Consider the following 26,586-nt stretch of genomic DNA (forward strand, 5'->3'; position numbering starts at 1 on the left):
TAATAAGTTAATAATCAATCATATAAATAGAATAAAAACAGGAGTGGGATAGTAAAAAATATAATGCGTCTGCCCTGGATAAGGTAACCTACAATCTGTTATCGAATGCGTTTAAATATACCCCTTCCAACGGACATATTGTATTGTCAGTAACGGTGGATGAGGCGAAACAACAGTTGCAGATACAGGTTTCAGATTCGGGAGTGGGTATACCGAAAGAGAAGCAGGCGGAATTATTCAAGCGTTTCATGCAAAGTAATTTTTCTGGAGATAGTATCGGAGTGGGGCTGCATCTGACGCATGAGTTGGTACAGGTTCATAAAGGAACTATCAAGTATGCGGAAAATGAGGGTGGCGGTTCTATATTTACCGTGTCTATTCCAACCGACAAGTCCGCTTATAACGAAAAAGACTTTTTAGTTCCCAATAATGCATTGCTGAAAGATGCCAATATTCATACCGGACACTTGGCAGAACCCACTGATTTTCTTGGAGACGAACAGGAGGAACTGCCGGAATACGAAAAAGTGGATAATCCATTGAATAAGCGGAAGATATTGATTATTGAAGATGATAATGATATCCGTCAATTCCTGAAAGAAGAAATCGGTGCTTATTTCGAAGTGGAAGTAGCGGCGGACGGAACTTTAGGTTTTGAAAAGGCACGTTCCTATGATGCCGATCTCATTATCTGTGATGTATTGATGCCCGGAATGACCGGATTTGAAGTGACGAAGAAACTGAAATCGGACTTTGATACGAGCCATATCCCTATTATTTTGTTGACTGCGCTGAACTCACCGGAAAAGTACCTTGAAGGTATAGAATCGGGAGCAGATGCTTATATTCCCAAGCCGTTCAGCATCAAACTGCTGTTGGCACGTGTGTTCCAATTGATAGAGCAGCGCGACAAGCTCCGTGAGAAATATCTGAATGAACCGGGCATCATGCGTCCGGTGGTATGCTCCACGGACAGGGATAAAGAATTTGCCGACCGTCTGACTGTTGTTCTGGAGAAACATCTTGCCCGTCCTGACCTTACGATTGATGAATTTGCTTCCATAATGAAGATGGGACGTACTGCTTTTTACAAAAAAATACGTGGTGTAACCGGATATGCTCCTAATGAATACTTGCGCATCATCCGTATGAAAAAAGCGGCGGAACTGTTACTTTCTGATGAAAATCTGACAGTCGCCGAAGTTTCTTACCGCGTAGGTATTGATGATCCGTTCTATTTTAGCAGGCGTTTTAAGATGCAATTTGGAGTCTCACCTTCTATATATCAGCGTGGTGCGAAGAATAATTCTGCTTCAGAAGAGTAACCTTTATAAATTATCCTGTATCTTTGTGCACAGAAAATAATTGTAAATATGAAGATAGAAGATAAACTTGTAGCGTCCGTTATCAGCGGACTCAAAGCACTTTACGGTCAGGAAGTCCCTGAAAAGATGGTGCAGTTGCAGAAAACGAAGAAAGAATTTGAAGGACATTTGACGTTGGTGGTATTTCCTTTCCTGAAGATGTCAAAAAAAGGACCGGAACAAACGGCACAGGAAATTGGTGAATATCTGAAGGTAAACGATCCGGCTGTAGCAGCGTTTAATGTGATAAAAGGCTTCTTGAACCTGACTATTGCATCGGCTACATGGATTGAGTTGCTGAACGAAATCCAGGCAGATGAACAGTACGGCTTGGTGCAGGTTACTGACGCTTCTCCATTGGTGATGATTGAGTATTCTTCTCCGAATACAAACAAACCGCTTCACTTGGGACACGTGCGTAATAACCTTTTAGGCAACGCATTGGCTAACATTGTAGCGGCAAACGGCAATAAGGTAGTCAAAACAAATATTGTAAACGACCGTGGTATCCACATCTGTAAGTCCATGCTGGCATGGAAGAAATACGGAAACGGTGAAACTCCTGAAACTTCGGGTAAGAAGGGGGACCATCTGGTAGGCGATTATTATGTATCTTTCGATAAGCATTATAAAGCGGAAGTAAAGGAGCTGATGGTTAAATTTACAGCGCAGGGAATGAGTGATGATGAGGCGAAGGCAAAGGCTGAAGCTGAATCTCCGTTGATGCAGGAAGCCCGCGAAATGCTGGTGAAGTGGGAAGCCGGTGATCCGGAAGTACGCGGATTGTGGGAAATGATGAACAATTGGGTATATGCCGGATTCGACGAAACCTACAAGAAGATGGGTGTCAGCTTCGATAAGATCTATTATGAATCCAATACTTACCTCGAAGGAAAAGAAAAGGTTATGGAAGGTCTGGAAAAAGGTTTCTTCTACAAGAAAGAAGACGGTTCCGTATGGGCCGACCTGACTGCCGAAGGACTGGATCATAAACTCCTTCTCCGTGGTGACGGTACTTCTGTTTATATGACACAGGATATCGGTACGGCTAAACTTCGTTTTGCCGATTACCCGATTAATAAGATGATTTATGTAGTAGGTAACGAACAGAACTATCACTTCCAGGTGCTTTCTATCTTGCTCGATAAACTTGGTTTCGAATGGGGTAAGAGTCTGGTACACTTCTCTTACGGAATGGTGGAACTGCCGGAAGGTAAGATGAAATCCCGTGAGGGTACGGTAGTTGATGCTGACGACTTGATGGAGGAAATGATTGCCACTGCTAAAGAAACTTCACAAGAACTTGGAAAACTGGATGGTTTGACACAGGAAGAAGCTGATGATATTGCCCGTATTGTGGGGCTGGGAGCATTGAAATATTTCATTCTGAAAGTCGATGCCCGTAAGAATATGACATTCAATCCGAAAGAATCTATCGACTTCAATGGTAATACAGGTCCGTTTATCCAATACACCTACGCACGTATCCAGTCTGTACTTCGGAAAGCTGCCGAATCAGGTATCACAATTCCTGAACAGATTCCGGCTGGTATTGAATTGAGTGAGAAGGAAGAAGGGTTGATTCAGATGGTTGCCGACTTTGCTGCTGTTGTAAAACAAGCTGGTGAAGATTACAGCCCGTCTATTATTGCCAATTATACTTATGACTTGGTGAAAGAATACAATCAGTTCTATCATGACTATAGTATTCTGCGCGAAGAGAATGAAGCGGTGAAAGTATTCCGTATCGCTCTGTCTGCTAATGTGGCTAAAGTCATTCGCTTAGGAATGAATTTACTGGGTATCGAGGTTCCTTCCAGAATGTAAGACTTTCTCTGAATAAAATATACTTTTGCGGGGTTTCTTTTATATAAAAGGAACCCCGCATGTTTTATTCTCCCCATCCAATATCCGGCCTGCTCTTATTTAAATCGTATTAATCTTTATTTGTACCAATCTTTATTTTGTTTCCCATTCGATGATACCCATCCTGCGAACTTAGGATATGATTGATCGATTCGTTTCCCTTCCTCCGGAACCGGGAGATTACTTACCGGCATATTGATAGCAAACGGCATCAAGTCTGCTGAAACATAATACATCCCTTCTTCCGGTCTGTAGATGTCTTTTCCGGTTCCCAGTATTGATAAGTCGGCTTTGTCAGTCGGGGGGTAATTTATCAGATGTAATTCTTTGCCTCTACCCTCATTGGAACAGATGAAGATAAACGGATTGTAAGGAGGTACCACATCTTTCTCACTGGCTCCATCAAGCGTGATGGTTACAGTATATTCTTTCTTTGATTCATCAGTGACGTTTTTGAATTTGGTCATGTCGTCATACAACAAAATGGTTGGGTGAGACTGTCCAGGCTCTGTTTCTTTTCCTTCCATGTATATAGAACTTGATAAACCATTGGCATCAGGCCCCGTTATTTTTACACTCTTGACATTGCTGTTTGAGAGCTTGTGGAATTGATATCCAAATCCGTTTTGCAGATAACCTCCACAGTGCTGTAAGATAAACTTGTCTTCTATTTCGTAAATGCGATTGTCGAGAGCGTTTCGGGTCATGGTACTGGTGTACTTTACCATTACGTCATTCATATCGTAATCACCTAACTTAGGCCATAAATCTTCAAAAGCCAGTGTGCCGGAATAAGAAATTTTATATTGCTCAGGAATTGCTTCGGGGGCCTCAGGCAGTGAAGGCAATGTTGGGTCAATCGCATTCTTTTCTGACGTATGAATATAGAATATGGCATCTGCATAATCAAAGTCAGTATTATCTTCAAATCCTACCGCTACAATCTGCCCGGACTTGGAATCACGGAGAGATACGGTTCTTTGTGTATTATTCGTGTTTAGATTCCTGGTGGAGTAGCGTGCTCCCATACCTTTTATAATATCACCCACTTTGTCTTTATCTGTTTCTGAGGTGAGTTTGCTCTTGAATCCCATACCTTGCAGGCACCAGCCAATTGTGACTCCGGCGGGAAATTTGTCCTCGTATTCTTGTGTAGCTTCATTCCAATATTTGAGTTTTATTTCTTCGCCACACACTAATGCTCCTGCTCCTAAAGTCTTGTAAATAGGAGAGGTGTTTGGAAATGCGATTATTTGTTTTATATCACTTGCGCTCTGGGGCGGATTATCGGTCGGATAGGTATAATATCCAACTGTATTGTACCATGCAGCAGAGCTGGTTATAAATACGAGGCTCACTTCGGTCGGGTTAACAATTGGAATATCTGAAGTCATTTTAATGGTACCATCAAAAAACTCCGGATAATTCTGACTGATGTTCATAACCTTGTTTTTACCGTTTTCATCTTTGACTGTAACCTTTCGGAAAACATACTTGATGTTGTATAGTACGTCTGCCGGCGGTATATTTATTTTAGGTTCCAGGTTGGTTGGTCTTCCTCTGTCATCCCAGTCTGCATCGGGAAGAACATTCCATTCTTTTAGATAGGTATGTTGGTTCGTGGTTACTCCTCTGGTTTTTGATGCCGTTTGTGAACGTAAGGCAGCGATATATGCATCTTGATTAAATAAAAGCCGATGACTCTCGTCAATCGTTAGTTTAAGAGGAGATACGGTAGCTAAATAATCCGATGATAACCATACTTCCGAGATGTCCGCCGAGATATTATTCATCTCCCCGCTGAATTTGCCATCTTCATCTGTAACTGCGCGGTAGATAGGCTCTATGTCTTTTTTGGACGCGGTGCCGTCAGTTGAGTATTCAATGGGATCTTGATCGTAAACATCAAAAAGGACACGATAATTTTCGCTTTTAAAACAATAATCAATATCCAAAGCAACAGCTTGGGTCATGTTGAAGTCGAAGTATGCTTCTTTTGGCATATGTCTTCTCTCCCAGGATAAGTCACGCTCTTTGTCCATGCAACTGATGGAAGATATGATAAGTGCTCCTATCATTAAATACTTTAAATTTGTTTGCTTCATAAGTTTGTGTATTAAATAGATAAAGAGCAAATATATACATTTAATTATATAATTTGCTCTTTTTCTGTTTTTTTTATTTCTTTTTTGCGAATCGTCCTTTTTTTGTGGTCGCTGGTCCTTTTTCATCTTGCAATTTGATGAGTTCCAAACAGCTAGCCAAACTCAAATCCTGCGGGACGATATCTTTAGGTATTTTATAATTGGAACCCTTATAGGTAATATAAGGTCCGTAACGTCCATTCAGAATCTCAAGTTCCGGCTCCTCTTCAAACGTCTTGATGTGGCGTTCCGCTTCCTTCTGGCGTTTCTCCAGAATCAACTGTTCTGCCTCTTCCAAAGTAATTTCCATCGGGTCAAGTGTTTTCGGGAGTGATACATATACCTTATTATGCAGGACATACGGACCGAAACGGCCTACGCCTACACTGACTGATTTTCCTTCATATTCGCCCAGTGTACGAGGTAATTTGAATAATTCCAGTGCATCTTCCAAAGTGATGGTTTCCATGGATTGACCTTTTTTCATTTGTGCAAAGCGTGGTTTTTCTTCATCTTCTACAGTACCAATCTGTACAACAGGACCGAAGCGACCAATCTTAACAGAAACAGTCTTACCTGTTCCTGGTTCTTCTCCCAGAATACGTTCGCCTACTTTATGTTCCGTCTTGATAGCCAATGTGTTTTCTACAGACGGATGGAACTTATCATAGAAATTCTTCATGATAGAAGTCCATTTCACTTCTCCTTCTGCAATCTCGTCAAATTCCTTTTCTACGCTGGCGGTAAAGTTGAAATCCAGAATGTCCGGGAAATATTCGGTAAGGAAATCATTTACCACAGTGCCGGTGTCTGTCGGGAATAACTTCGCCTTTTCTGCACCGGTAATTTCAGTATGGTTTTCATCCTTAATCTGACGATCTTTCAATGTCATGACATTAAACTGCCGTTCTTCCCCGTCTTTATTACCTTTTTCCACATATTCGCGTTGCTGGATGGTAGAGATAGTAGGTGCATACGTAGACGGACGTCCGATACCCAGTTCTTCCAACTTGCGTACAAGACTTGCTTCCGTATAGCGTGGAGGACGTTGGGTGAAACGTTCTGTTGCGGTGATAGGACCGTGTTCCAACTTCTGGCCTTTTTCCAGAGGAGGAAGCAGGTGGCTCTCATCTTCCTGTTCGTTGTCATCGTCATAAGATTCACGGTATACACGCAGGAATCCGTCAAACTTAATCACTTCACCGATGGCTGTAAATACATCGCTGCTGCCACTTATTGTTATGGTAGCAGTTGTTTTTTCCAGTTCCGCATCTGCCATTTGTGAGGCAATGGTACGTTTCCATATCAAGTCGTACAGTTTCTTTTCCTGTGCTGTTCCTTCAATGGACTGGTTTTCCATATAGGTAGGACGGATGGCCTCATGCGCTTCTTGTGCACCCTTAGTCTTTGTTTCGAAATGGCGGGGATGTACGTAACGGTCGCCCATCATTTTAATGATAGCGTCTTTACTGCCTGCTGTCGCAAATTCCGAGAGGTTGACAGAGTCCGTACGCATATAAGTGATGAATCCCGATTCGTATAAGCGTTGCGCGAGCATCATGGTCTGCGCTACGGTATATCCCAGTTTACGTGCGGCTTCCTGTTGCAACGTAGATGTTGTGAACGGAGCAGGAGGTGTTTTCTTGACCGGGCGGGTAGTGATATCGTCGATAGCAAAGCTTGCTCCCTGACATGCGTTGAGGAAAGCTTTTGCTTCTTCTTTTGTTTTGATACGGCGAGCCAGTTCAGCTTTCATTTCCACCAGTTTTCCGTCCGTGTCCGGAACGAGGAATACGGCAGTGATACGATAAGCAGCTTCCGTTTGGAAAGCATGTATTTCACGTTCACGTTCAACGATCAGGCGGACAGCAACTGACTGAACACGTCCGGCAGAAAGTGCCGGTTTCACTTTTCTCCAAAGCACGGGAGAGAGTTCGAAACCTACGATACGATCCAGAATCCGTCGTGCTTGCTGTGCATTTACGAGATTGAGGTCTATGTCTCGTGGTTGTTCAATCGCTTTTAAGATAGCGCTTTTCGTAATTTCATGAAATACGATTCGTTTTGTGTTTTCCGGTTTTAGTTTTAAGACCTCATAAAGATGCCAGGCAATCGCTTCTCCTTCGCGGTCCTCATCGGATGCGAGCCATACGGTTTCTGCGTCTTTAGCTTCTGTCTTCAGCGTGTTAACCAGAGCCTTTTTGTCTGCCGGAATTTCGTAGCTGGGTGTAAAATTCTTCTCTACGTCGATGCTGAATTCTTTTTTCTTCAGATCACGTATATGTCCGTAACTAGAAAGGACTTTAAAATCTTTCCCAAGAAACTTTTCAATCGTTTTTGCTTTTGCCGGAGACTCGACAATGACAAGGTTTTTCTGCATAATTCTTTCTTTTATAATGGCTTGTACCACAATATTCGGGGACAAAAGTAAAAAAAAAGATTCTCCTTACCTTATAATATAAGGAGAATTTAATAAAATCTTAAGATTTACATTTTATTGCAGGAAATAAAATATCAATTGGTATAGGTTAGTTTCTCTATATTCTACGTACATTTGTCTCATTAGTAAGTTGGTTTTCGTTTGACTTAAGTTGAACTATCGCTTGACTTAACTAAAACTATCGCTTGACTTAAGTCGAACGAAGATTCGATAGCATGATAAATAATTAATAATAGGGAAGTGGAGTTTAATCTTTCCTAATGAAATACGAATAGATAATGAGTGTAAATTATGATCTTTATGAGACTCCCGATCTCACAAAAAGTGGGGAAGAACAACCTTTGCATGCACGTGTCGTTTTGAAGGGAAGTTATACAGCCGAAGAATTTGTAGAACAAGTGACTGCATTTCAGCATATGCCTCATGCACAAGTGGTGGGTGTCATAGAAGCTATTTCGAAAGAATTGAGACATTTGCTTTTGAAGGGATTTTCCGTTGAATTGGGTGATATTGGCTATTTTACTCTTTCTTTGAGTGTGAACAAAGAAGTGACTGATTCAAAAGACTTGCGTTCACCGTCAGTATCTCTTAAAGATATTAATTTGAGAATCAACCGTCAGTTTAAGAAGGATATTGAGACTGAATTGGTATTACAACGTTATCATTCGCCTTTTCGTGGGAAGAATCTATTGGCAGAAGAAAAGTGCTTGCAGCGACTTAATAAATTCTTGGAAAAGAATCCATGTATTAACCGGCAGGATTATGCCTTACTTGTTGGAAAGACAAAAACACAGGCATTGCAGGATATTAATGCATTTATTGAAAAAGGAATTTTGAAAAAATATGGTTCAGGACGTTCGGTCGTATATATTAAGGCTGGATGAACCATTTTATCGGATATATACTTGATATTAAACATTTTCTGCTTACCTTTGTTTGCATGAAAAAAGAAAATGGGAAAGGAGACGAACCTATGGCCAGTAATTATATTCGTTTCGATTGGGCTATGAAACGCTTATTGCGTAATAAAGCCAATTTTGCAGTTCTTGAAGGCTTTCTGACTACTCTTCTCAATGAAAAGATTGTCATTCAGAAATTGTTGGAAAGTGAGGGTAATCAAGAAGATGAGTTTGATAAGTATAATCGTGTTGATATGCTTGCGGAGAACTCTAAAGGAGAACTTATTCTGATTGAAGTTCAGAATAACAATGAGTATGCTTATTTCCAACGTATGTTGTTTGGTACTTCTAAATTGGTGACCGAGTACATCAATCGTGGAGAAGGTTATGATAAAGTACGTAAAGTGTATAGCGTCAATATTGTCTATTTTTCATTAGGCAATGGAAAGGATATAGTATATCATGGTAAAACGGAATTCAGAGGGATTCATCAGAATGATGTACTGGAGTTGACTCCGTTCCAAAAACAGACGTTTAAGGTCGATGCTGTCAGCCAGCTTTATCCTGAATATTATATACTAAAGGTGAATGACTTTAATCAGGTTGCCAAGAGCCCGTTGGAAGAATGGATTGGCTATCTGAATACAGGTGATATTCCTGATAGTGCTACTGCTCCCGGTTTGACGGAGGCTCGTGAACGATTGAAACTTGATAAAATGACGAAAACCGAACTTGAAGCATATTATCGTCATTTGGATAATATTGTAATATTGAAAGATAATATATTAACAGAACGTGCGGAAGGTCGTGCGGAAGGTCGTGCAGAAGGTCGTGCAGAAGGTCGTGCGGAAGAAAAAAAAGAAACAGCACGTAATATGAAGATTTTGAATATTCCTATTAATACTATTTCACAGATAACAGGTCTGTCGGTAGAAGAAATACAAGGCTTATAAATCTATTGGTGGCGGATTTGTGGTGGAGACAACGGAATAATTGAAGTTTAAGTTTTTGAGAAGGGGCGTTATCCGGAAATGGAAACGCCCCTTTCATTAATTTAGAACCGGAAACTCAATCCTCCTAAGAAGTTGAATCCTTCTGTAGGATAACCCAAATAATATTGATATTTCTTATTCAGCAGGTTATGTACTTGCGCATAAACGGATACTCCTTTGAATACATTATAGCTGGCTCCGATATGCAAATCATTAATTGCGGTCATTTTTGCATATTCTTTCACTTCTTTCCGGCTGATGTAATCATAGCCCAGATTTATGTTAAGAGCAGAGATCGGATGAATACGTACATTGAAAGACATTTCACTGACGGGTTTCACAGCCAACAGATATTCCTCTGTTTTGCTGTCCCAATTATGATAAGTGTATTTAGCTGATATTCCGAGGATATCTTTGTAATCGTAACTGATTTCACCGCCAAGGTAGAGATTATCTGTATTATCTTGAGCAAAAGTAAGATAAGAGCCTGAATGAATATTACTCGGGTCAAAACCTAAATAAGATAAGTCGTTCTTTAGATTTTGATAACCACCGAACACGTTGAACCAAAGTCCCGGATAAGGGCTTGCTTTGAATCCGATACTACCGTTGATTTGCTCGTAAGTATCATAAGGACGTTGTACATATCCCAAAGTAGCAGTGGTATTTGCCTCCGGCAGTTCACCGTAAGGACAGATGTTTTCTAATCTGCGGAAATCATTCAGTTGCTTACCGCCAGTTGCTTTTGCATAAACAATGTAGCTGTCAGAAAAAATATACTGTGCAGTGATATCGGGTGAGATACGGAAAGACTTGTCAAATCCGAAAGATAAATCTACATTGGCTCCGATATGCAGTTTCCAGTCATCATTATCCAGTTCATAATATGGATTTAAAAGAAGCGTTGTGTAGTTCTTGAAATATTCATCTCCGGTGGAAACATTCTTTGTATATCCGCTGTAGAGAAGATTGTTCATTTCCAAAGCGATAGTTATTGATTGTTGGTCGCCGATAGCTCCCGTGACATCGCCTTTGGTACGTATGATTGTCTCCTTGATACCTGTATTGGCTTCAGATTCATTGAACATGTTATGCTGGCGTTCATACATCAACAGATTTGTTTCTGCATTGAAACGCAGTGGTGCAGTCTCATCAATGAAATGAATGCCTGCATGAAAGTCACCGGATGTGAATTTCTGCTTGCTGTTTACGCTTTCCGGTTGGAAGTTGAAGTTGCTCAATCCGAAGTTTCCGGCAATATTTAAATCCAATTGATCGAATTGATGCGTATAATCCACATTAGCACGTGTGCGGTAGTAGAAAGCGTTCCATTTCTCTCCATCTGTGAAAGGAAGAGTTAACTTACCATCCATCCCATCCATTTGGAAACGTACATTCAGCTTATCTTTCTTTGACAGGCGGAATAGATAATTGGCAAGAACATCCAAATTGCCATAATTGCCATATCCGGCACGTACATATCCGGGAGTAGTGCCTGGCTGAATTTCTTTTCCGGTATAGGGACGCATCAGACCTGCCGGAACAGAAGTAGCCGGAAAGAATGTCGTAGCATATTCCACCTCTTTCTTACTCACTGTCGGTTCTTCTACTTTAGGCAGGACGTTCACTTTCGAAGCATCCATAATGTCCGGGTTATATTCTTGTTCCACAACGACCGTGCGGTTCATTGTCGTATCCTTCGGTTGGGTAGTTTGGGCTTGAAGGCAGGATGGCATTGAGATTGCCAATGCGAGTCCTCCTATTATATAATAAGATCGTTTCATACTTTTCTATTTTTTAATTCTCAATTCTCAACTTTCAATTTATGAAGTCTGCTTTCAATCATACTTTGAATATCGTCATTACCCTGGTAATTCTGTTGCAAACTTAACAGATACTGACGTGCATCCAGATCTTTACCCGTAGCGTGGTAAACATCAGACAGAAGGACAAAACTACGTGCCAGCCAATAAGCATGAGGTGTGCTCTGTTCTATATAGTTGAGCAACTCTTTCTCTGCAGCGGCATATTCTTTTGCATCGTAAAGTGATTGTGCAACCTGATATTTTGCTTCGGCACCATAAGAGTTACGCGTATCTTTAGCCAGTTCACGGTAGTCTTCCAGTGCTTTTTTGTCAGCCTTTTGCTTGGCGTAGGCTTTAGCACGGTAATAAAGAGCTTCGTTCCTTAACTCCGGACTTAGTTTGGCTTCTGCAAGTAGGTCAGTAGCTGCATGGATGGTTTCTATATCATCTCTCAACAGGAAGGCGCAACGCAAAATACCTGTTTCGGCAAGTTGGCGACGTTCTACGCTAGTTGCTTTTTCTTTCAGCATTTTATAGCTAGCCAATGCTTCAGCCATGTTTTGTTGGTTGAACTGCACTTCGGCACGCAAGATTAGCGCTTCTTCTGCAAATGGGTTGTTAGGATATTCCAATAACTTATCGGAATGGAGAAGTACCATATCGTAATTCTTCTGTTCGTTACCAATCAGGCAGAGGTAATAATGCGCATTCAGACTGAAAGCACCTTCCGGGAAAGTCTGCAAGTATTTGTTGAAACTTGTTTTGGCTTCTTCCATCCGGCCTTTTATATAAATCTTTTCTGCAGCGGCATACGTAAGTGAGTCTTGTTCATTGGCATCGAAACGGATATGTCCCGGCATGGCATTTGCTAAAGCTGCAAATTCGTCGATGCGGTTCAAGTCTACATAAATAGATTTCAAGTCACGCATGGCAAGGCGGGCTTCTTCGCTGCCCGGATATTTCTCGATCACTTCCTTGTAAGCTCCGATAGCCTGATTGTAGTCTCCTTTCTGATAGTACAATAATCCGATTTCTGCAGCGGCTTTCCGGCTGACAGGGCTTTCGGGGTATTTGTTCAGTAATTCTTTAAAAGAGGTAATGGCTTGATTGTTGTTATCCATCAGGACATAAGAACGTCCTTTCTCATAAATGGCATTTACTGCATAAGGAGAAGAAGGATATTTACCCACCAGTCGGTTTAATAAAGTGATTTTGCCGGAATAGTCTTTCTGTAATCCCGATACGAGAGCGAGTTGATAGAAAGAATAGTCGCCAGAAGAAGTATTCATTTGTTCCGCTTGTGAGTAGTAATGTTTGGCCTCTTCGAAGCTGCGTACATGCAGGTAGCAGTCGCCGATACGGTTATAGGCATCGGCAAGTGCGGTTGTATTTTCACCTTTTTCCAGTTGAATATATTTCTGAAAGTAGTTACTTGCCTGTGTATAGTCTTTGCGGTGGAAAGCGATATACCCTAAGTTGTAGTTGGCAAGTGCGTACATTTCGTTATTGGGCTGGGTGGTGAGTTGCAGGTAAGCGTTGAAGTCACGGGTTGCTTCCGTCATTCGGTTAAGGCGATAGTAAGATTCGCCGCACCAGTAGTAAGCGTCTGCTTTGGTCTGCCGGTTGTATTGTCCGATGGCGATGGATTGATTCAGATATTTAATAGCCTGTGTGAAATCAGCATTGGCAAATGCTTGTGTACCTAGTTGGAACAGGATTTTTTGTTTGGCTTCCAATATTTGTGCACTTGGTTTGGCAATCCGGTCGATGGATTTCAGGGCTGCATCATAACTGCGGGTATTCATGTAAACTTCTACCAAATAGCTGCTGACTTTTTCAGCGTAAGGAGAAGTCGGAAATTCATTCAGGAACTTTTCGAAGGCAGTGACGGATTCGCCGAAAGCGGAGAAGGAAGTTTCATGCAGGCAAAGAGCGTAATTGTAAGCTGCCTGTTCCTTGATTTGCATATTGGCACTGGAGGCGGCTGCCTGTTCGAAAGCCATGCGGGCTTTGCTTTTTTCCGCCAGTTGCAGATAAGAGAGCCCCATGTGGAGATATGCGTTTTGAGTAAGGGCATCATTGGCAGTTGTAACTTTGCCTAATGTTTCGGCTGCTTTGGAATAGACTTTCGTCTGATAGTAGGAGAGCCCTAACATATAAAGAGCATCGCGACGTGGAGCCGAATGATCTTTGTTCAGGTAATTGTTGAATGCTTCTACAGCTTGGTGATATTGTCCGAAGTGGTAGTAGGCATCTCCCAGAATGCGATACATTTCTGCGGCATGTTCATTATTTGGATAGGCCGACAGATAGTTTTGTGCTACAATCTGTGCCTTATCATAGTTTTGGAGCTGTGCATAAATTTCGGCAATGTAATAGGGGACAAGTGCCTTGTATTTTGAATCGTCCTGCAACGGCAAGAAACCTTTCAGTGCTTCGTTATAGCGTTTTTGCGTATAGCGGATATAAGAGAGATAATAATCACAGTCTTTAGCATATTTGGGACTGTTGGAGCGCAATGTTTCAAACCAAATTGCGGCTTCTCGTAGATTATCGGTTTTCAGATAACAGGTAGCCAATTGGTAAGTGCAGTCATCCCGTTCCTCATTACCCAGTAGACCGAGGTCGGCAGAGTTGAAGAATGCCAGTGCTTCGTCGTATTTTCCTTCATAGAAATAGCAGGAGGCTAATAGTGCATAAATACGGTTGGCGTAAGGAGTGTCAGGATAGCGGTCGAGATACTTGCGCAGGATTTCGATCCGGTTCTTGTCTTTCAGTTCATAAGCGGAACTGGCCAGCATGTATTCAGCGTCTTGAAGAAGGCTGGCGGCAGGCTTTTGTTTTACAAATGCTTTCAGTGCCGGTAGGGCGGCTGCATAATTTTTTTCCTGGAAAAGTTCTTTCCCTTCTTTATAAAGGTTGTCGGTCGAAGTGAACTTATCACTTGTCTGGGCAAATCCTATCATAGGAGTGCAGCAGATAGCCGCACAAATGAGTCTAGTAATTTCTTTTTTCATAATCGGGTGTTTATGCAAAAGTACAGAATGAAAGGGGATATGTTTCTGTAGTTTGTTATATTTTAACGAATTATCTGTCAGATAAGAACTTTTTAAGTCCTCGCCGGATAGAATCCAGCCCAAAATCTTCCGGTTGAATCTCGGAGAGAGGTAGGAAGAGAGAATCTGCTACATCATCCATGGCGGAGAAATGGCTCATGTCTTCTACGGTACAGAGGAAAAACATATCAAGTGTGTGTACTGGAAAACCTGAATAAACATAAATATTGGGAAGTGTGAACTGGTAAACGGCTTTTTTAACTTTCAGCCCTGTTTCTTCCAGTACTTCGCGGATAACACCTTCTTCGCCTGTTTCATTCATGTCGATGAATCCGCCGGGTAGGTCGAGAGTTCCTTTGGCCGGCTCTTTGGCACGTCGGCAGACAAGCAGTTCATTTTTCTCATTCAAGATAAGTGCTACTGTGGCGGCAGAAGGATTGAAGTAATAGACAAAGCCGCAATCTGCACATTTTTTAGATTTCTCGTTGTTGACCTCAAAATGAGGGGAACCGCATTCAGGGCAATATAGGAATTGGGCAAGAGGATGTTCCATGATCGTATATATTTTCAGGTTTTTGTTTATGCTTGCAAAGTTATAAAATGCTTTTATTAATTTCATCTATCATGGCATAGAAATATTCGATTGGACTTTTTTTGCAAAGGCGGGGGGGCTGCCTTTATCTTTGCATCAGAAACAAAAAACAAAACGTTGTTTCTGATGTTATAAGTCAAATCAATTAATAACAATAAAAGCAATAAAGATTATGGAACCAATTTTAAATTCTCAACTTCCTGAATTCAGCGTTCAGGCTTTTCACAACGGAGCTTTCAAAACTGTAACCAACAATGACCTGAAAGGTAAATGGGCGATTCTTTTCTTCTATCCTGCTGACTTTACTTTCGTATGTCCTACTGAATTGGTGGATATGGCTGAAAAGTACGATCAGTTCAAAGCGATGGGGGTAGAAATCTACTCGGTAAGTACTGACTCTCATTTCGTGCACAAAGCTTGGCATGATGCTTCTGAAAGTATTCGCAAGATTCAATATCCGATGTTGGCAGACCCGACTGGCGCTTTGAGCCGTGCACTGGGTGTATATATCGAAGAAGAGGGTATGGCTTATCGCGGTACATTCGTTGTCAATCCGGAAGGAAAGATTAAAGTGGTGGAATTGAATGATAACAATATTGGCCGTGATGCAAGTGAATTGCTTCGTAAAGTGGAAGCTGCACAGTTTGTAGCCAGCCATGACGGAGAAGTTTGCCCGGCTAAATGGAAGAAGGGTGAGTCTACCCTGAAACCAAGCATCGACCTGGTAGGTAAGATTTGATAGATCTTGATAATGGTGATTATGGGAGGTCGGTAACGGAAGACGCTGCCGGCCTTTTTTCTCAAAAAACGAAAGGAAAAAGATATGTTAGAATCTGCATTAAAAGAACAACTAAGGGGTATTTTTGCTGGGCTGGAGGCAAACTTTACTTTTGATATATCCGTATCATCCGGCCACGAAAACAAAACCGAACTGGTGGAACTGCTGGGAGATGTAGCGGATTGTTCCGATCACATCACTTGTGTAGTGAATGAGGGAGACGCGTTGAAGTTTACTTTACTGAAGAATGGCAACCGTACCGGAATCACATTCCGTGGTATTCCTAACGGACATGAGTTCACATCGTTGCTTCTGGCTATCCTGAATCTGGATGGCAAAGGAAAGAACTTTCCCGATGAGGCCGTTTGCAACCGTGTGAAAGCACTGAAAGGCCCTATACATCTGACCACTTATGTTTCGTTGACTTGTACGAACTGTCCTGACGTAGTGCAAGCTCTGAATGCAATGACTACTTTGAATCCGGCTATTACGCATGAAATGATAGACGGTGCGCTTTATCAGGATGAAGTAGATGCACTGAAGATACAAGGAGTGCCCTCTGTCTTTGCAGACGGAAAATTACTTCATGTAGGCCGTGGTGAATTTGGCGAATTGCTTGCCAAGTTGGAAGAACAATATGGTATTGACGAAACCAAAGCGAATGCAGAGGTGAAAGAATATGATGTGATTGTGGCCGGTGGAGGACCTGCAGGAGTATCGGCAGCTATTTATTCTGCCCGTAAAGGACTCCGTGTAGCTATCGTGGCCGAGCGTGTCGGCGGACAGGTGAAAGAAACGGTAGGTATTGAAAATCTAATCTCTGTTCCGGAAACGACAGGAAATGAACTTGCCGATAATCTGAAAACACATCTCTTACGCTATCCGGTGGATTTACTGGAGCATCGTAAAGTAGAAAAAGTAGAAGTGGTTGGAAAACAGAAGCAGATCACTACCTCTGTTGGTGAGAAATTCCTGGCTCCGGCACTGATTATTGCAACTGGTGCAAGCTGGCGTAAACTGAATGTTCCGGGAGAAGCCGAATATATAGGTCGTGGTGTCGCTTTCTGTCCTCATTGCGATGGTCCGTTTTATAAAGGAAAGCATGTAGCAGTAGTAGGTGGAGGAAATTCCGGCATTGAGGCAGCCATTGACTTGGCTGGTATCTGCTCCAAAGTGACTGTTTTTGAATTTATGGATGAGTTGAAAGCAGACAGTGTACTTCAAGAGCGACTTAAATCATTGCCGAACGTGGAAGTGTTTGCAAGTTCGCAGACTACGGAAGTGATAGGAAATGGTGATAAGCTGACTGCCCTGCGCATCAAAGACCGCAAAACGGAAGAAGAACGTTTGGTTGAATTGGATGGTGTATTTGTACAGATCGGGCTTTCTGCGAATAGCAGTGTGTTCCGCGACATAGTGGAAACTAACCGTCCGGGCGAAATCATGATTGATGCACATTGCCGTACGAATGTGACGGGTATCTATGCAGCCGGAGATGTTTCTACGGTTCCTTATAAGCAAATTATTATCTCTATGGGCGAAGGGGCGAAAGCTGCGCTTTCTGCATTTGACGATAGAGTGAGAGGGATTATTTAAAATGTACAGATAGAACTGGACACACACAAACAACTCATGGTAAAGGCAATAAAGGTATGAATACATATTTTTGTTGCCCTTTATTTTTTTCTTACCTTTGGGGCACTTAACATTAACCCCCAAAAATGAGAAACATGAAAAAGATCTTTTTACTAATTTTCGTTATCCTATTTATTTTTCCGGTACAGGCCCAGCATACATTGAGACTGATGACTTATAATATTAAAAATGCGAACGGCATGGATGATATTTGTAATTTTCAACGGGTAGCCAATGTGATAAATAATGCTTCTCCTGATGTTGTGGCTATACAAGAGGTAGACAGTATGACCCGTCGGAGCGGACAGAAATATGTGCTGGGTGAGATAGCTGAACGTACACAGATGCATGCTTGTTTTGCACCTGCCATAGAGTTTGATGGAGGTAAATATGGAATCGGACTGCTGACAAAGCAAGTTCCACTACGTTTACAAGCTATCCCTTTACCTGGTAGAGAAGAGGCCCGCACCTTGATTCTGGCAGAATTTGAGGATTATATTTATTGTTGTACTCATCTGTCATTAACGGAAGAAGATCGCATGAAGTCTCTGGAAATAGTGAAGTCATTTACTGCTTCCTATAAAAAGCCTCTTTTTCTGGCTGGGGACATGAATGCTGAACCGGAATCCGATTTTATAAAGGAGTTACAGAAAGACTTCGAGATACTCTCCAATCCTAAACAATCTACTTATCCGGCTCCTGATCCCAAGGAGACTATAGATTATATTACTGCATTGAAGTCAAATGCTAATGGCTTCGCTCTTATATCCTCTCAAGTGTTGGATGAACCGATGGCCTCCGATCATCGCCCTATCCTTGTAGAACTGCGTACCGCTGAAAAGGCAGATAAAATATTCCGTACTAAACCTTATTTACAGAATCCCATAGGTAATGGTATGACAGTTATGTGGGAAACTACCGTTCCAGCATATTGTTGGGTGGAATATGGAACAGACACTACTCAACTGAAACGCGCTCGTACAATTGTTGACGGGCAGGTAGTCTGCAATAATAAACTACATAAAATACGTATCAACGATCTAATACCGGGACAGAAATATTATTATCGCGTATGTTCGCAAGAAATATTGCTTTATCAAGCATATAAGAAAGTATTCGGAAATACTGCCCAGTCAGATTTCTCTGAATTTACACTTCCGGAAACGGATACAGATTCTTTCACTGCTATTGTTTTCAATGATTTGCATCAGCATACAAAAACCTTTCGTGCTTTATGCAAACAGATACAGAATATCAACTATGACTTTGTAGTTTTCAATGGTGATTGTGTAGACGATCCTGTCGACCACGAACAGGCAACGACTTTTATTAGTGAACTTACCGAAGGTGTATGCAGTAATCGCATTCCAACTTTTTTTATGCGTGGCAATCACGAGATTCGCAATGCTTATTCTATCGGTCTGCGCGACCATTATGACTATGTAGGGGATAAGACCTATGGTTCTTTTAATTGGGGCGATACCCGTATTGTCATGCTTGATTGTGGAGAGGATAAGCTAGACTCTCACTGGGTGTATTACGATTTGAATGATTTCACACAGTTACGTAATGAACAAGTCGATTTTCTGAAAGAGGAGTTATCTGCCAAAGACTTCAAGAAAGCGAAGAAACGTGTTCTTATTCATCATATTCCGCTTTATGGTAATGATGGAAAAAATCTCTGCGCTGACCTATGGACTAAATTATTGGAAAAAGCACCTTTTAATGTGAGCCTGAATGCTCATACTCATACGTATGCCTATCATCCGAAAGGTGAGTTGGGAAACAATTACCCGGTCATTATTGGTGGAGGATATAAGATGGATAGCGCTACGGTGATGATTCTGGAAAAGAAAAAAGACGAATTGAGGATTAAGGTGTTGAATGTGAAAGGGGAGGTATTACTGGATATTACAGTTTAGATAATGCTGTATAAAAATGATATAGAAATGAAGGCCACAGGATTATAAATGATTCCTGTAGCCTTTATTTTTATAATCAGAGATATAGCTCGCACCGACTTTGATTATACTCTTGTTTTTTATATATGAATAAAATTATGAATTTCTGAAGTATTTTTATAGCTTCACTTTTGACACATTTTTTTAGTCGCTTTATTTCTTTAAATATACCACCGTCTTGCCTCCTCCATATTTTCGTATCACCCCCTCTTCTATATATTTATTCAATAATCCAATCGCCTTATCCCGATTTATCCCGGCCAGTCTCATAAAATCGGCTCGGGTGATGCAACCTTGTTCTTCTAAGTGTTGTATAAGGACGATACAGCAATTGTCTTCATTAAGACTGCCATCGTTGCGATAGGGAGATTCCATACGTTCCAACTGTAACGGTTCCATGCTTTCGCGGAATTTTTTGTTGATGCGAAGGTTTATTTTGTTCAAATGGATAGAAGGAGATCGGATTTCTTTCTTTTCCATTACCGGCCGACCGCATTTCAGCGATAAAGAGAAATGCCCTAATTCTCCGACTTCTACAATCCAACCTTGTTTTAACCAATGTTGTAATTCATCAGTAACAGCTTGCAGGCATCCTTCAATGGTAGCTTGACTGAAGCCATTACTTTTAGATATCAACTCTATGAATTTTTTTGCATCAAGAGTTCCTGACGGAATTACTCGTGCGTGAAGTGGCTGCTGCTCATCCTTTTTTGTGGGTTGCCACTGGCATAAAGATCATAAATAAACACTCATGTTTTATTTTGTTTTTAGTTATTCAGTAAATATTGTCTCCGATTGCATGATTTTATTCGTCGGACTATAGTCCGATGAAAGATAGACTACAGTCCGACGAATTAATTTGTGCACTCAAAGTTATTATTTTTTTCGGGTATAGGTACTAGTTTGTGCATTAAATGAGGAAATACTATCTGTCATATAGTTTCAATTAAGATTCATTAACTTATTTGCCGTAATACTTTTTAATATCTCTTGTGTATTAGCTAATAGATATCGAACTATAAACTTTAAAGACTAATATTATGGAAAAAGATTCTCCTTTTTCATCCACCGGCAGAAGGTGTATTGTAGCCCTAATGTGCATATTTGTCACAGCTCTTGTTTATGCACAGCAGCAAAAAATATCAGTTAGTATCAAAGAGCTTCCTCTTAAAGAAGCTATCAGTCAGATAGCAGAGAAGGCATCGATGAATGTAGCCTATAGCAAAGAATTTGTAGATACGAGTAGGAAAGTGTCATTGGAGGTGAAAAACACAGATGTAAACAAAGCATTAACTCTTTTGCTAAAAGGGACTAACATTGGGTTCCGTTTCTTGGATGACAGCATTTTATTTTATAATAAAGAATATCAAAATAAAAACACGTCCGAACCTGTTGATTCGCAAGAGAGTAAGAGAGAACTGTATGTGAAAGGTAAAGTTACTGATGAGAATGCGGAACCGATAATCGGAGCCACCGTGTCTGTAAAAGGATCGACTACGGGTACAATAACCGATATCAATGGTCAGTATTCCATCAAAGTACCCTATGGAAGTACACTTCGGTACTCATACGTCGGTTATCGTGAAGAAAGCATCATAGCGAAAGAAACGACAGTAAACGTAGTGATGAAAGAGAATGCTGTCAGCTTGGAAGACGTAGTAGTTGTGGGCTATGGCGTACAAAAGAAAGTAAACGTAACAGGTGCTGTATCTATGGTTAAAGCGGAGGCTATTGAGAACAGACCTATTACTAACGTAACTACGGGGTTACAAGGGTTGTTGCCCGGAGTTAGCATCGTTTCTTCTTCGGGACAGCCGGGTGCTGTGCCCAGTATCAATATTCGTGGTACGGGAACCATCAACAGTAGTACAGCACCTTTGATCTTGATTGATGGGGTAGCTGGGGGAGACATCAATTTATTGAATCCTTCGGACATTGAAAGTGTATCAGTGCTGAAAGATGCCGCCTCATCAGCCATTTATGGAGCACGTGCCGCCAATGGTGTTATTCTTGTAACTACTAAAAAGGGAGAAAAGAAAGAACGGGTAGTATTCCAATATAACGGATATGCCGGATTTCAGACTCCCACAGCATTACCGGAGCTTGTTAACGGAAGGGAATACATGGAACTCTCCAACGAAGCCATGAGTGCTGCCGGATTTTCCAAACCTTATACACAAGAGGCTTTCGATAAATATGATTCGGGACTGTACCCCAATGAATATTCCAATACTGACTGGATTGACGAAATATACAAAAGCCGGGCTTTTCAGACGGGGCATAATGTGAGTGCACGGGGTGGAAGCGAGAAAACCGGATTTTTTATGTCGTATGGTTTCTTGGATCAGGATGGGCTGATTGTAGGTGACGGATATAGTTCCAAAAGACATAATGCACGTATCAGTGTAAACACGGAAGTGTACAATCGTTTGAAACTGAATGGGCAGATGAGCTATGTCGATTTCTACAAGAAGGACTTAGGTTATAGCGGCACATCAGGGGTATTTCGCCTGTCACAGCGTATGTCTCCGCTACTTCCTGTCAAGTGGCAAATTCCTGACGAAAACGGCCGGATGGTAGATAGCGAGAATTGGTCGTACGGTTCGGTGCGTAACCCCTTGCAGGTAGCCTATGAGTCGGGAATGGAAGAACGGAAAACTCGTGTGCTCAATGGAATATTCAATGCAGATCTCAAAATTATAGACGGATTGAATGTCGGTATGCAGTATTCTGCTAATATATACACCCGCCAGGTGGATGAGTTTAACCCGAAGATGTTGTCTTATTACTCGGACGGTAGCCCGTTGAAAGCAAATGAAGATGCCAAGGACTATATTTCCCAAAGCCATCTCGACGTTATGACCCAAACGTTGCAATTCACCCTGAACTTTAATAAAACCATAGGACGCCACGAGTTGGGAGCGTTGTTGGGATTTTCGCAAGAGTGGGAAAACCGAAGCACATTGGGTGCTACGCGTGATAATGTGATGGTTGAAGATATTCACGTTATCAGCGCCGGAATGATTAATTTCATGAATAGCGGAACAAAAGATGAGTGGGCTTTGCGCTCTTACTTTGGTCGTGTCAACTATGCTTTTGACGGTAAATATCTGTTTGAAGCCAACCTGCGTGCTGACGGAACTTCAAGATTTGCCAAGGGCAATCGTTGGGGATATTTTCCATCGTTCTCGGCAGGATGGAACTTTTCACGTGAAAAATTCATGGAGTTTGCTACTTCGGTATTGAACTCGGGTAAGCTGCGTGCTTCCTGGGGTGAATTGGGAAATCAAAATATTCCCGGTAATTACTACCCCTACTTGTCACCTATCATTACCGAGGAGTCCTATCCTATCGGAGCTTCTAATACACCTGTTATGGGACTTTGGCAGAACAAAATAGGTAATCCCGATATCAAGTGGGAAACCATCCGCATGATTAATTTTGGAGTAGACCTTAGTTTTTTGAGTAATAGACTGAATGTGGACTTTGATTGGTATAAGAAAGAAAATATTGACGCGTTGGTTCGTCCCGATGTTCCGGCTATTGTCGGGGTTTCCAGCAGTAACGTGGGCTATGTCAATCTTGGTAAGATTGATGTCAAAGGATGGGAACTCAATTTGTCATGGCGTGATAAGATCGGAAATGTAAATTACAATCTCGGGTTCAATCTGTCGGACGCCCGTAATAAGATCACCGATTTGGGCGGAACTCCGGAGTCCCTGACCAGTACGGCTTCCGGTTCGTATCGTCGGGTAGGTGATCCGATAGGTGCTTTCTATGGTTATCTTACGGATGGGTTGGCACAAGTGTATGATTTCGAATCGGTGAATACAACTACAGGTAAGTATCAGAAACCAAAGTTCCCTCTTGTTGCCTCACAAAATGGCATTGTACAGCCCGGAGATATTAAGTATCGGGACATCAGTGGTCCTGACGGTGCTCCCGACGGGGTGATTGATGACTACGACAAAGTGGTATTTGGCGAGAAAGAGCCCCATTACACCTATGCAATCAAGGGTGGTTTGGAATGGAAAGGTATAGACTTCAGTTTCTATTTGCAAGGTGTAGGTAAAGTTGCCGGTTACCTTGAGGATGAGGCTCGGCATGCATTTATTAATGACTACTCGATCCCTAAAAAAGAACATCTTGACAGATGGACGCCTATGAATCCAAATGCTTCTTATCCCAGACTTTATCAGTCGCAGGAGCACAACAGGCTCTTCAGTGACTATTGGAAAGAAGATGCATCGTACTTGCGTCTGAAGAATATTCAGATAGGTTATCGTTTTCCTGCCCGGATGGTGGCACCTCTTGGCATTAATAGTCTTAGAGTATATGCTTCGGCAGATAACTTGTTTACTAAAACCAATTACTTCGGGGCTTATGATCCGGAAGTGAGGACCACCAGCGGAGATGTCTATCCGCAAGTAAAAACCTATGTTTTTGGATTATCAATAACATTCTAACCTATTAAACGACTATAAAGATGAAATACTCAAAATACTTTTTAATCATTGCTTTATTTGGTATAGTTACCTCATGTAGTGATTTCCTGGATAGAACGAACCCTAACGAGCCGGACAATGTGACATTCTGGGTAAATGAAGAGCAGCTTAAAAATGCTTTGCCACCCTGCTATGAAGCTTTACAAAAGGACTATCTTGTGAATTGGAGCGAATCGACGGCCGAAACAGTTATGTGGGGGAATATTACCAGTGGACTAAGTAAGGTTTCGGGAGGCAAGCACTCTTATACTGACGGTTTTCCTTTCACTACCTATTGGACAGGAGCGTATAGCTATATTTATCGCTGCAATAATTTTTTAGACAACTATAATAAAGCTCAAGTGGCTCAAAATAAGAAAGACGTTTATGCTGCAGAAGTAAAAACTATCCGGGCACTTATGTATTTTTACCTCACGACATTTTGGGGAGATGTACCTTGGGTAGGAGAAGTCATCCAGCCCGAAGATGCATATATCGAACGTACTTCCAGAGAGAAAGTCATTGACCAACTCGTCGAGGATTTGAAATGGGCGGCAGAGCGCATGCCTGAAGAAAGGTATACAGGCGATAAACTGGGAAGACTTGACCGCTGGGGCGCTTTAGCCATATTGGCACGTATCGCCTTGCAGAACGAAAGGTGGGAACTGGCTGCAAAAACGAGTGAATATATCATCGAAAACAGTCCCTATGGCCTGTATGAATACGAAAAACTATTTCATCACGAAGGGGATGTCGAGAATGATCCGAAGAATATCGAAGCCATCGTATATAGCCTTTTTGTACCCGAAGTCCGTACACAAAGTCTGCCCAATGAAACTTGCAGTCCGACAGACTATATACGTCTCAATCCAACGAAGTCGTTGGTGGATGCTTATCTGTGTACAGACGGTAAACCGGCAAAAACCGGATTGGAATATTATAAAAAGATTGGTGTGCAGACCTCATCATTATACAAGTCACCTGAAGAGCATTATGCTGATTATTTCCAGAACAGGGATCCTAGAATGAAGATGACTTTATATGCTCCGGGTGACAAATGGCCGGGAGGAGATGACGGTGACCCTGATACAGATAAGGCCAACGAGATATTTAATCTACCTCGTTTTGCTTCATTACAAGATAATAATCGTGTGGGGGCAAATAGCCGTACAGGTTTCTATCTAAAAAAGTATAACGACATAGATTTGGCCGGTTCAAGTGTAGGTGGGCACGGTAATCTCAATGTCATCCGTTTTGCCGAAGTCTTGCTGATTTATGCGGAAGCCACCTTTGAACTGCAAGGCAAGAAACTGACACAAACACAGATTGATTACTCCATCAACAGACTTAGAGATCGTGTGAATATGCATCGTATGAACCTTGACGAACTTAGTGCATGGGGGATGGATCTCGAAACTGAATTGAGAAGAGAACGTCGTATTGAGTTGGCAGGTGAAGGTACAAGATACGCCGATGTGATGCGCTGGCGTGAAGGTGAACTTCGTTTTGGACGTGCCATCACCGGTCCCAGCCTGAAAGTATGTATGAACGATTTGGGTGCCAACCCATATCCCGATACCGGAGTAGATGAATTTGGCGATGTAATCTACGAAAAGTCTACCGCAGAAGGTGGAGCACGCTACTTCGACGCAACGAAACATTATTTGTGGCCTGTGCCTAATCCCGAACGTCAGAAAAATCCTCTGTTGGGACAAAATCCAGGATGGGAAAAGTAATCATTAAAAAATAGAAACCATGTATTCAATGAAGAAATATTTATTATTGTTTTTATGCTTGACTTTGGGCGTTGCCTATGCACAAGACACTCTACGAGTGCGGGTAATGACATATAATTTGAGATTTGGGGAACTGGCATCTTTAGAAGAACTTGCTCATCACATCAAATCCTTCAAACCTGATTTTGTGGCGCTTCAGGAAGTGGATAGCAAAACAGACCGTAAGCGTACCCCGCATCAGAAGGGGAAGGATTTTATATCCGAACTCGCCTATTATACGGGAATGTTTGGGCTTTACGGAAAAACGATTGATTATTCTACCGGTTATTACGGTATTGGAATGTTAAGTAAATATCCATATATTTCTGTTCAAAAGACAATGCTGCCCCATCCGGTCAAAGAACATGAGAGACGGGCTATGCTAGAGGGATTATTCGAAATGGGTAATGATACTATTGTTTTCACCTCTACGCATCTGGACGTTAACTCTCAAGAAACACGGGCGGAGCAAATAAAATTTATTACCGGGCATTTCAAAAATTATAAATATCCTGTAATTTTGGGAGGCGATTTCAATGCGCGTCACTACTCCGAGGCCATACGTGGTATGGATAGTTGGTTTGCCGCGAGTAACGATGATTTTGGAATGCCGGCATGGAAACCTGTGATTAAAATAGATTACTTGTTTGCTTACCCGCAAAAAGGATGGCGTGTGATTAGTACACAAACTGTCCGGTCGCTTTTGTCAGATCATTTACCGATTATTACGGAACTGGAATATGTGAAAGAAGCATCGAAAAAGAAATATTGATACTCACTTATAACATTTTGATT

General features: G+C 41.7%; 14 protein-coding genes and 2 pseudogenes. 10 read left to right on the forward strand and 6 right to left on the reverse strand.

What is annotated here, in order from left to right:
• Positions 1 to 74: 74 nt before the first annotated feature.
• A pseudogene (locus I2I13_RS18900) lies at positions 75 to 1,325 on the forward strand (response regulator); the annotation flags it as partial.
• A 48-nt stretch (positions 1,326 to 1,373) separates the two neighbouring features.
• Positions 1,374 to 3,191 (forward strand): arginine--tRNA ligase, encoded by a 1,818-nt coding sequence (gene argS, locus I2I13_RS18905; RefSeq protein ID WP_148365596.1) that lies wholly within the window; start codon positions 1,374 to 1,376, stop codon positions 3,189 to 3,191.
• A 116-nt stretch (positions 3,192 to 3,307) separates the two neighbouring features.
• Here the strand turns inward: argS and I2I13_RS18910 are convergent, their stop codons facing one another.
• Together I2I13_RS18910 and topA are read right to left on the reverse strand one after the other, a co-directional pair.
• Positions 3,308 to 5,335 (reverse strand): LruC domain-containing protein, encoded by a 2,028-nt coding sequence (locus I2I13_RS18910; protein ID WP_195650220.1) that lies wholly within the window; start codon positions 5,333 to 5,335, stop codon positions 3,308 to 3,310.
• A 73-nt stretch (positions 5,336 to 5,408) separates the two neighbouring features.
• Positions 5,409 to 7,754, reverse strand: a complete 2,346-nt coding sequence (topA, locus tag I2I13_RS18915) for a type I DNA topoisomerase (RefSeq protein ID WP_195650221.1) — start codon at positions 7,752 to 7,754, stop codon at positions 5,409 to 5,411.
• 338 nt (positions 7,755 to 8,092) lie between these two features.
• Between topA and I2I13_RS18920 the strand changes: the two genes are divergently transcribed.
• Positions 8,093 to 8,698, forward strand: a complete 606-nt coding sequence (locus tag I2I13_RS18920; protein ID WP_195650222.1) for a DNA-binding protein — start codon at positions 8,093 to 8,095, stop codon at positions 8,696 to 8,698.
• Between the two features lie 56 nt (positions 8,699 to 8,754).
• Positions 8,755 to 9,666 carry an Rpn family recombination-promoting nuclease/putative transposase gene (locus tag I2I13_RS18925; RefSeq protein WP_148365592.1) on the forward strand — a complete coding sequence of 304 codons (912 nt, stop codon included), beginning with the start codon at positions 8,755 to 8,757 and terminating at the stop codon, positions 9,664 to 9,666.
• A 101-nt stretch (positions 9,667 to 9,767) separates the two neighbouring features.
• On the opposite strand, the gene I2I13_RS18930 is transcribed toward I2I13_RS18925, so the two are convergent.
• The 3 genes from I2I13_RS18930 to I2I13_RS18940 all read right to left on the reverse strand — a co-directional run bounded on the left by I2I13_RS18930 (position 9,768) and on the right by I2I13_RS18940 (position 15,119).
• Positions 9,768 to 11,489, reverse strand: coding sequence for a TonB-dependent receptor (locus I2I13_RS18930; protein WP_148365591.1), 1,722 nt, complete (start codon positions 11,487 to 11,489; stop codon positions 9,768 to 9,770).
• Between the two features lie 20 nt (positions 11,490 to 11,509).
• On the reverse strand, positions 11,510 to 14,527 hold the full coding sequence (locus I2I13_RS18935) for a tetratricopeptide repeat protein (protein WP_195650223.1): 3,018 nt from the start codon (positions 14,525 to 14,527) through the stop codon (positions 11,510 to 11,512).
• Positions 14,528 to 14,597: 70 nt separating this feature from the next.
• Positions 14,598 to 15,119, reverse strand: coding sequence for an NUDIX domain-containing protein (locus I2I13_RS18940; protein WP_195650224.1), 522 nt, complete (start codon positions 15,117 to 15,119; stop codon positions 14,598 to 14,600).
• A 211-nt stretch (positions 15,120 to 15,330) separates the two neighbouring features.
• Here I2I13_RS18940 and ahpC point away from each other — a divergent pair, with 211 nt between their 5' ends.
• The 3 genes from ahpC (at position 15,331) to I2I13_RS18955 (ending at position 19,493) form a co-directional block, all read left to right on the forward strand.
• Entirely contained in the window at positions 15,331 to 15,897 is a 567-nt protein-coding gene (gene ahpC, locus I2I13_RS18945) for an alkyl hydroperoxide reductase subunit C (protein WP_004307892.1), read from the forward strand.
• Between the two features lie 84 nt (positions 15,898 to 15,981).
• On the forward strand, positions 15,982 to 17,532 hold the full coding sequence (gene ahpF / locus I2I13_RS18950) for an alkyl hydroperoxide reductase subunit F (protein ID WP_148365588.1): 1,551 nt from the start codon (positions 15,982 to 15,984) through the stop codon (positions 17,530 to 17,532).
• A gap of 134 nt (positions 17,533 to 17,666) precedes the next feature.
• A complete protein-coding gene (locus I2I13_RS18955; RefSeq protein WP_195650225.1) occupies positions 17,667 to 19,493 on the forward strand; it encodes an endonuclease/exonuclease/phosphatase family protein in 1,827 nt (608 codons plus the stop codon).
• A 192-nt stretch (positions 19,494 to 19,685) separates the two neighbouring features.
• On the opposite strand, the pseudogene I2I13_RS18960 reads toward I2I13_RS18955, so the two are convergent.
• Positions 19,686 to 20,285, reverse strand: a pseudogene (locus I2I13_RS18960) (HU family DNA-binding protein).
• A 287-nt stretch (positions 20,286 to 20,572) separates the two neighbouring features.
• Between I2I13_RS18960 and I2I13_RS18965 the strand changes: the two are divergent.
• From I2I13_RS18965 to I2I13_RS18975, 3 genes are read left to right on the forward strand one after another with little or no spacing between them, the layout of a single operon-like run.
• Positions 20,573 to 23,998, forward strand: a complete 3,426-nt coding sequence (locus I2I13_RS18965) for a TonB-dependent receptor (protein WP_195650226.1) — start codon at positions 20,573 to 20,575, stop codon at positions 23,996 to 23,998.
• Positions 23,999 to 24,018: 20 nt separating this feature from the next.
• Positions 24,019 to 25,752: a RagB/SusD family nutrient uptake outer membrane protein gene (locus I2I13_RS18970; protein ID WP_195650227.1), complete on the forward strand. Its 1,734-nt coding sequence runs from the start codon at positions 24,019 to 24,021 to the stop codon at positions 25,750 to 25,752.
• A gap of 19 nt (positions 25,753 to 25,771) precedes the next feature.
• Entirely contained in the window at positions 25,772 to 26,563 is a 792-nt protein-coding gene (locus I2I13_RS18975; protein WP_148365575.1) for an endonuclease/exonuclease/phosphatase family protein, read from the forward strand.
• Positions 26,564 to 26,586: the final 23 nt, after the last annotated feature.

Source organism: Bacteroides sp. D55t1_190419_B8 (assembly GCF_015558905.1).
Lineage (GTDB): Bacteria > Bacteroidota > Bacteroidia > Bacteroidales > Bacteroidaceae > Bacteroides > Bacteroides vicugnae.

Excerpts from the sequence above, each read along its gene's own strand:
- argS (WP_148365596.1), top strand. The coding sequence starts at position 1,374 with ATGAAGATAGAAGATAAACTTGTAGCGTCCGTTATCAGCGGACTCAAA.
- I2I13_RS18910 (WP_195650220.1), bottom strand. The coding sequence starts at position 5,335 with ATGAAGCAAACAAATTTAAAGTATTTAATGATAGGAGCACTTATCATA.
- topA (WP_195650221.1), bottom strand. The coding sequence starts at position 7,754 with ATGCAGAAAAACCTTGTCATTGTCGAGTCTCCGGCAAAAGCAAAAACG.
- I2I13_RS18920 (WP_195650222.1), top strand. The coding sequence starts at position 8,093 with ATGAGTGTAAATTATGATCTTTATGAGACTCCCGATCTCACAAAAAGT.
- I2I13_RS18925 (WP_148365592.1), top strand. The coding sequence starts at position 8,755 with ATGAAAAAAGAAAATGGGAAAGGAGACGAACCTATGGCCAGTAATTAT.
- I2I13_RS18930 (WP_148365591.1), bottom strand. The coding sequence starts at position 11,489 with ATGAAACGATCTTATTATATAATAGGAGGACTCGCATTGGCAATCTCA.
- I2I13_RS18935 (WP_195650223.1), bottom strand. The coding sequence starts at position 14,527 with ATGAAAAAAGAAATTACTAGACTCATTTGTGCGGCTATCTGCTGCACT.
- I2I13_RS18940 (WP_195650224.1), bottom strand. The coding sequence starts at position 15,119 with ATGGAACATCCTCTTGCCCAATTCCTATATTGCCCTGAATGCGGTTCC.
- ahpC (WP_004307892.1), top strand. The coding sequence starts at position 15,331 with ATGGAACCAATTTTAAATTCTCAACTTCCTGAATTCAGCGTTCAGGCT.
- ahpF (WP_148365588.1), top strand. The coding sequence starts at position 15,982 with ATGTTAGAATCTGCATTAAAAGAACAACTAAGGGGTATTTTTGCTGGG.
- I2I13_RS18955 (WP_195650225.1), top strand. The coding sequence starts at position 17,667 with ATGAAAAAGATCTTTTTACTAATTTTCGTTATCCTATTTATTTTTCCG.
- I2I13_RS18965 (WP_195650226.1), top strand. The coding sequence starts at position 20,573 with ATGGAAAAAGATTCTCCTTTTTCATCCACCGGCAGAAGGTGTATTGTA.
- I2I13_RS18970 (WP_195650227.1), top strand. The coding sequence starts at position 24,019 with ATGAAATACTCAAAATACTTTTTAATCATTGCTTTATTTGGTATAGTT.
- I2I13_RS18975 (WP_148365575.1), top strand. The coding sequence starts at position 25,772 with ATGTATTCAATGAAGAAATATTTATTATTGTTTTTATGCTTGACTTTG.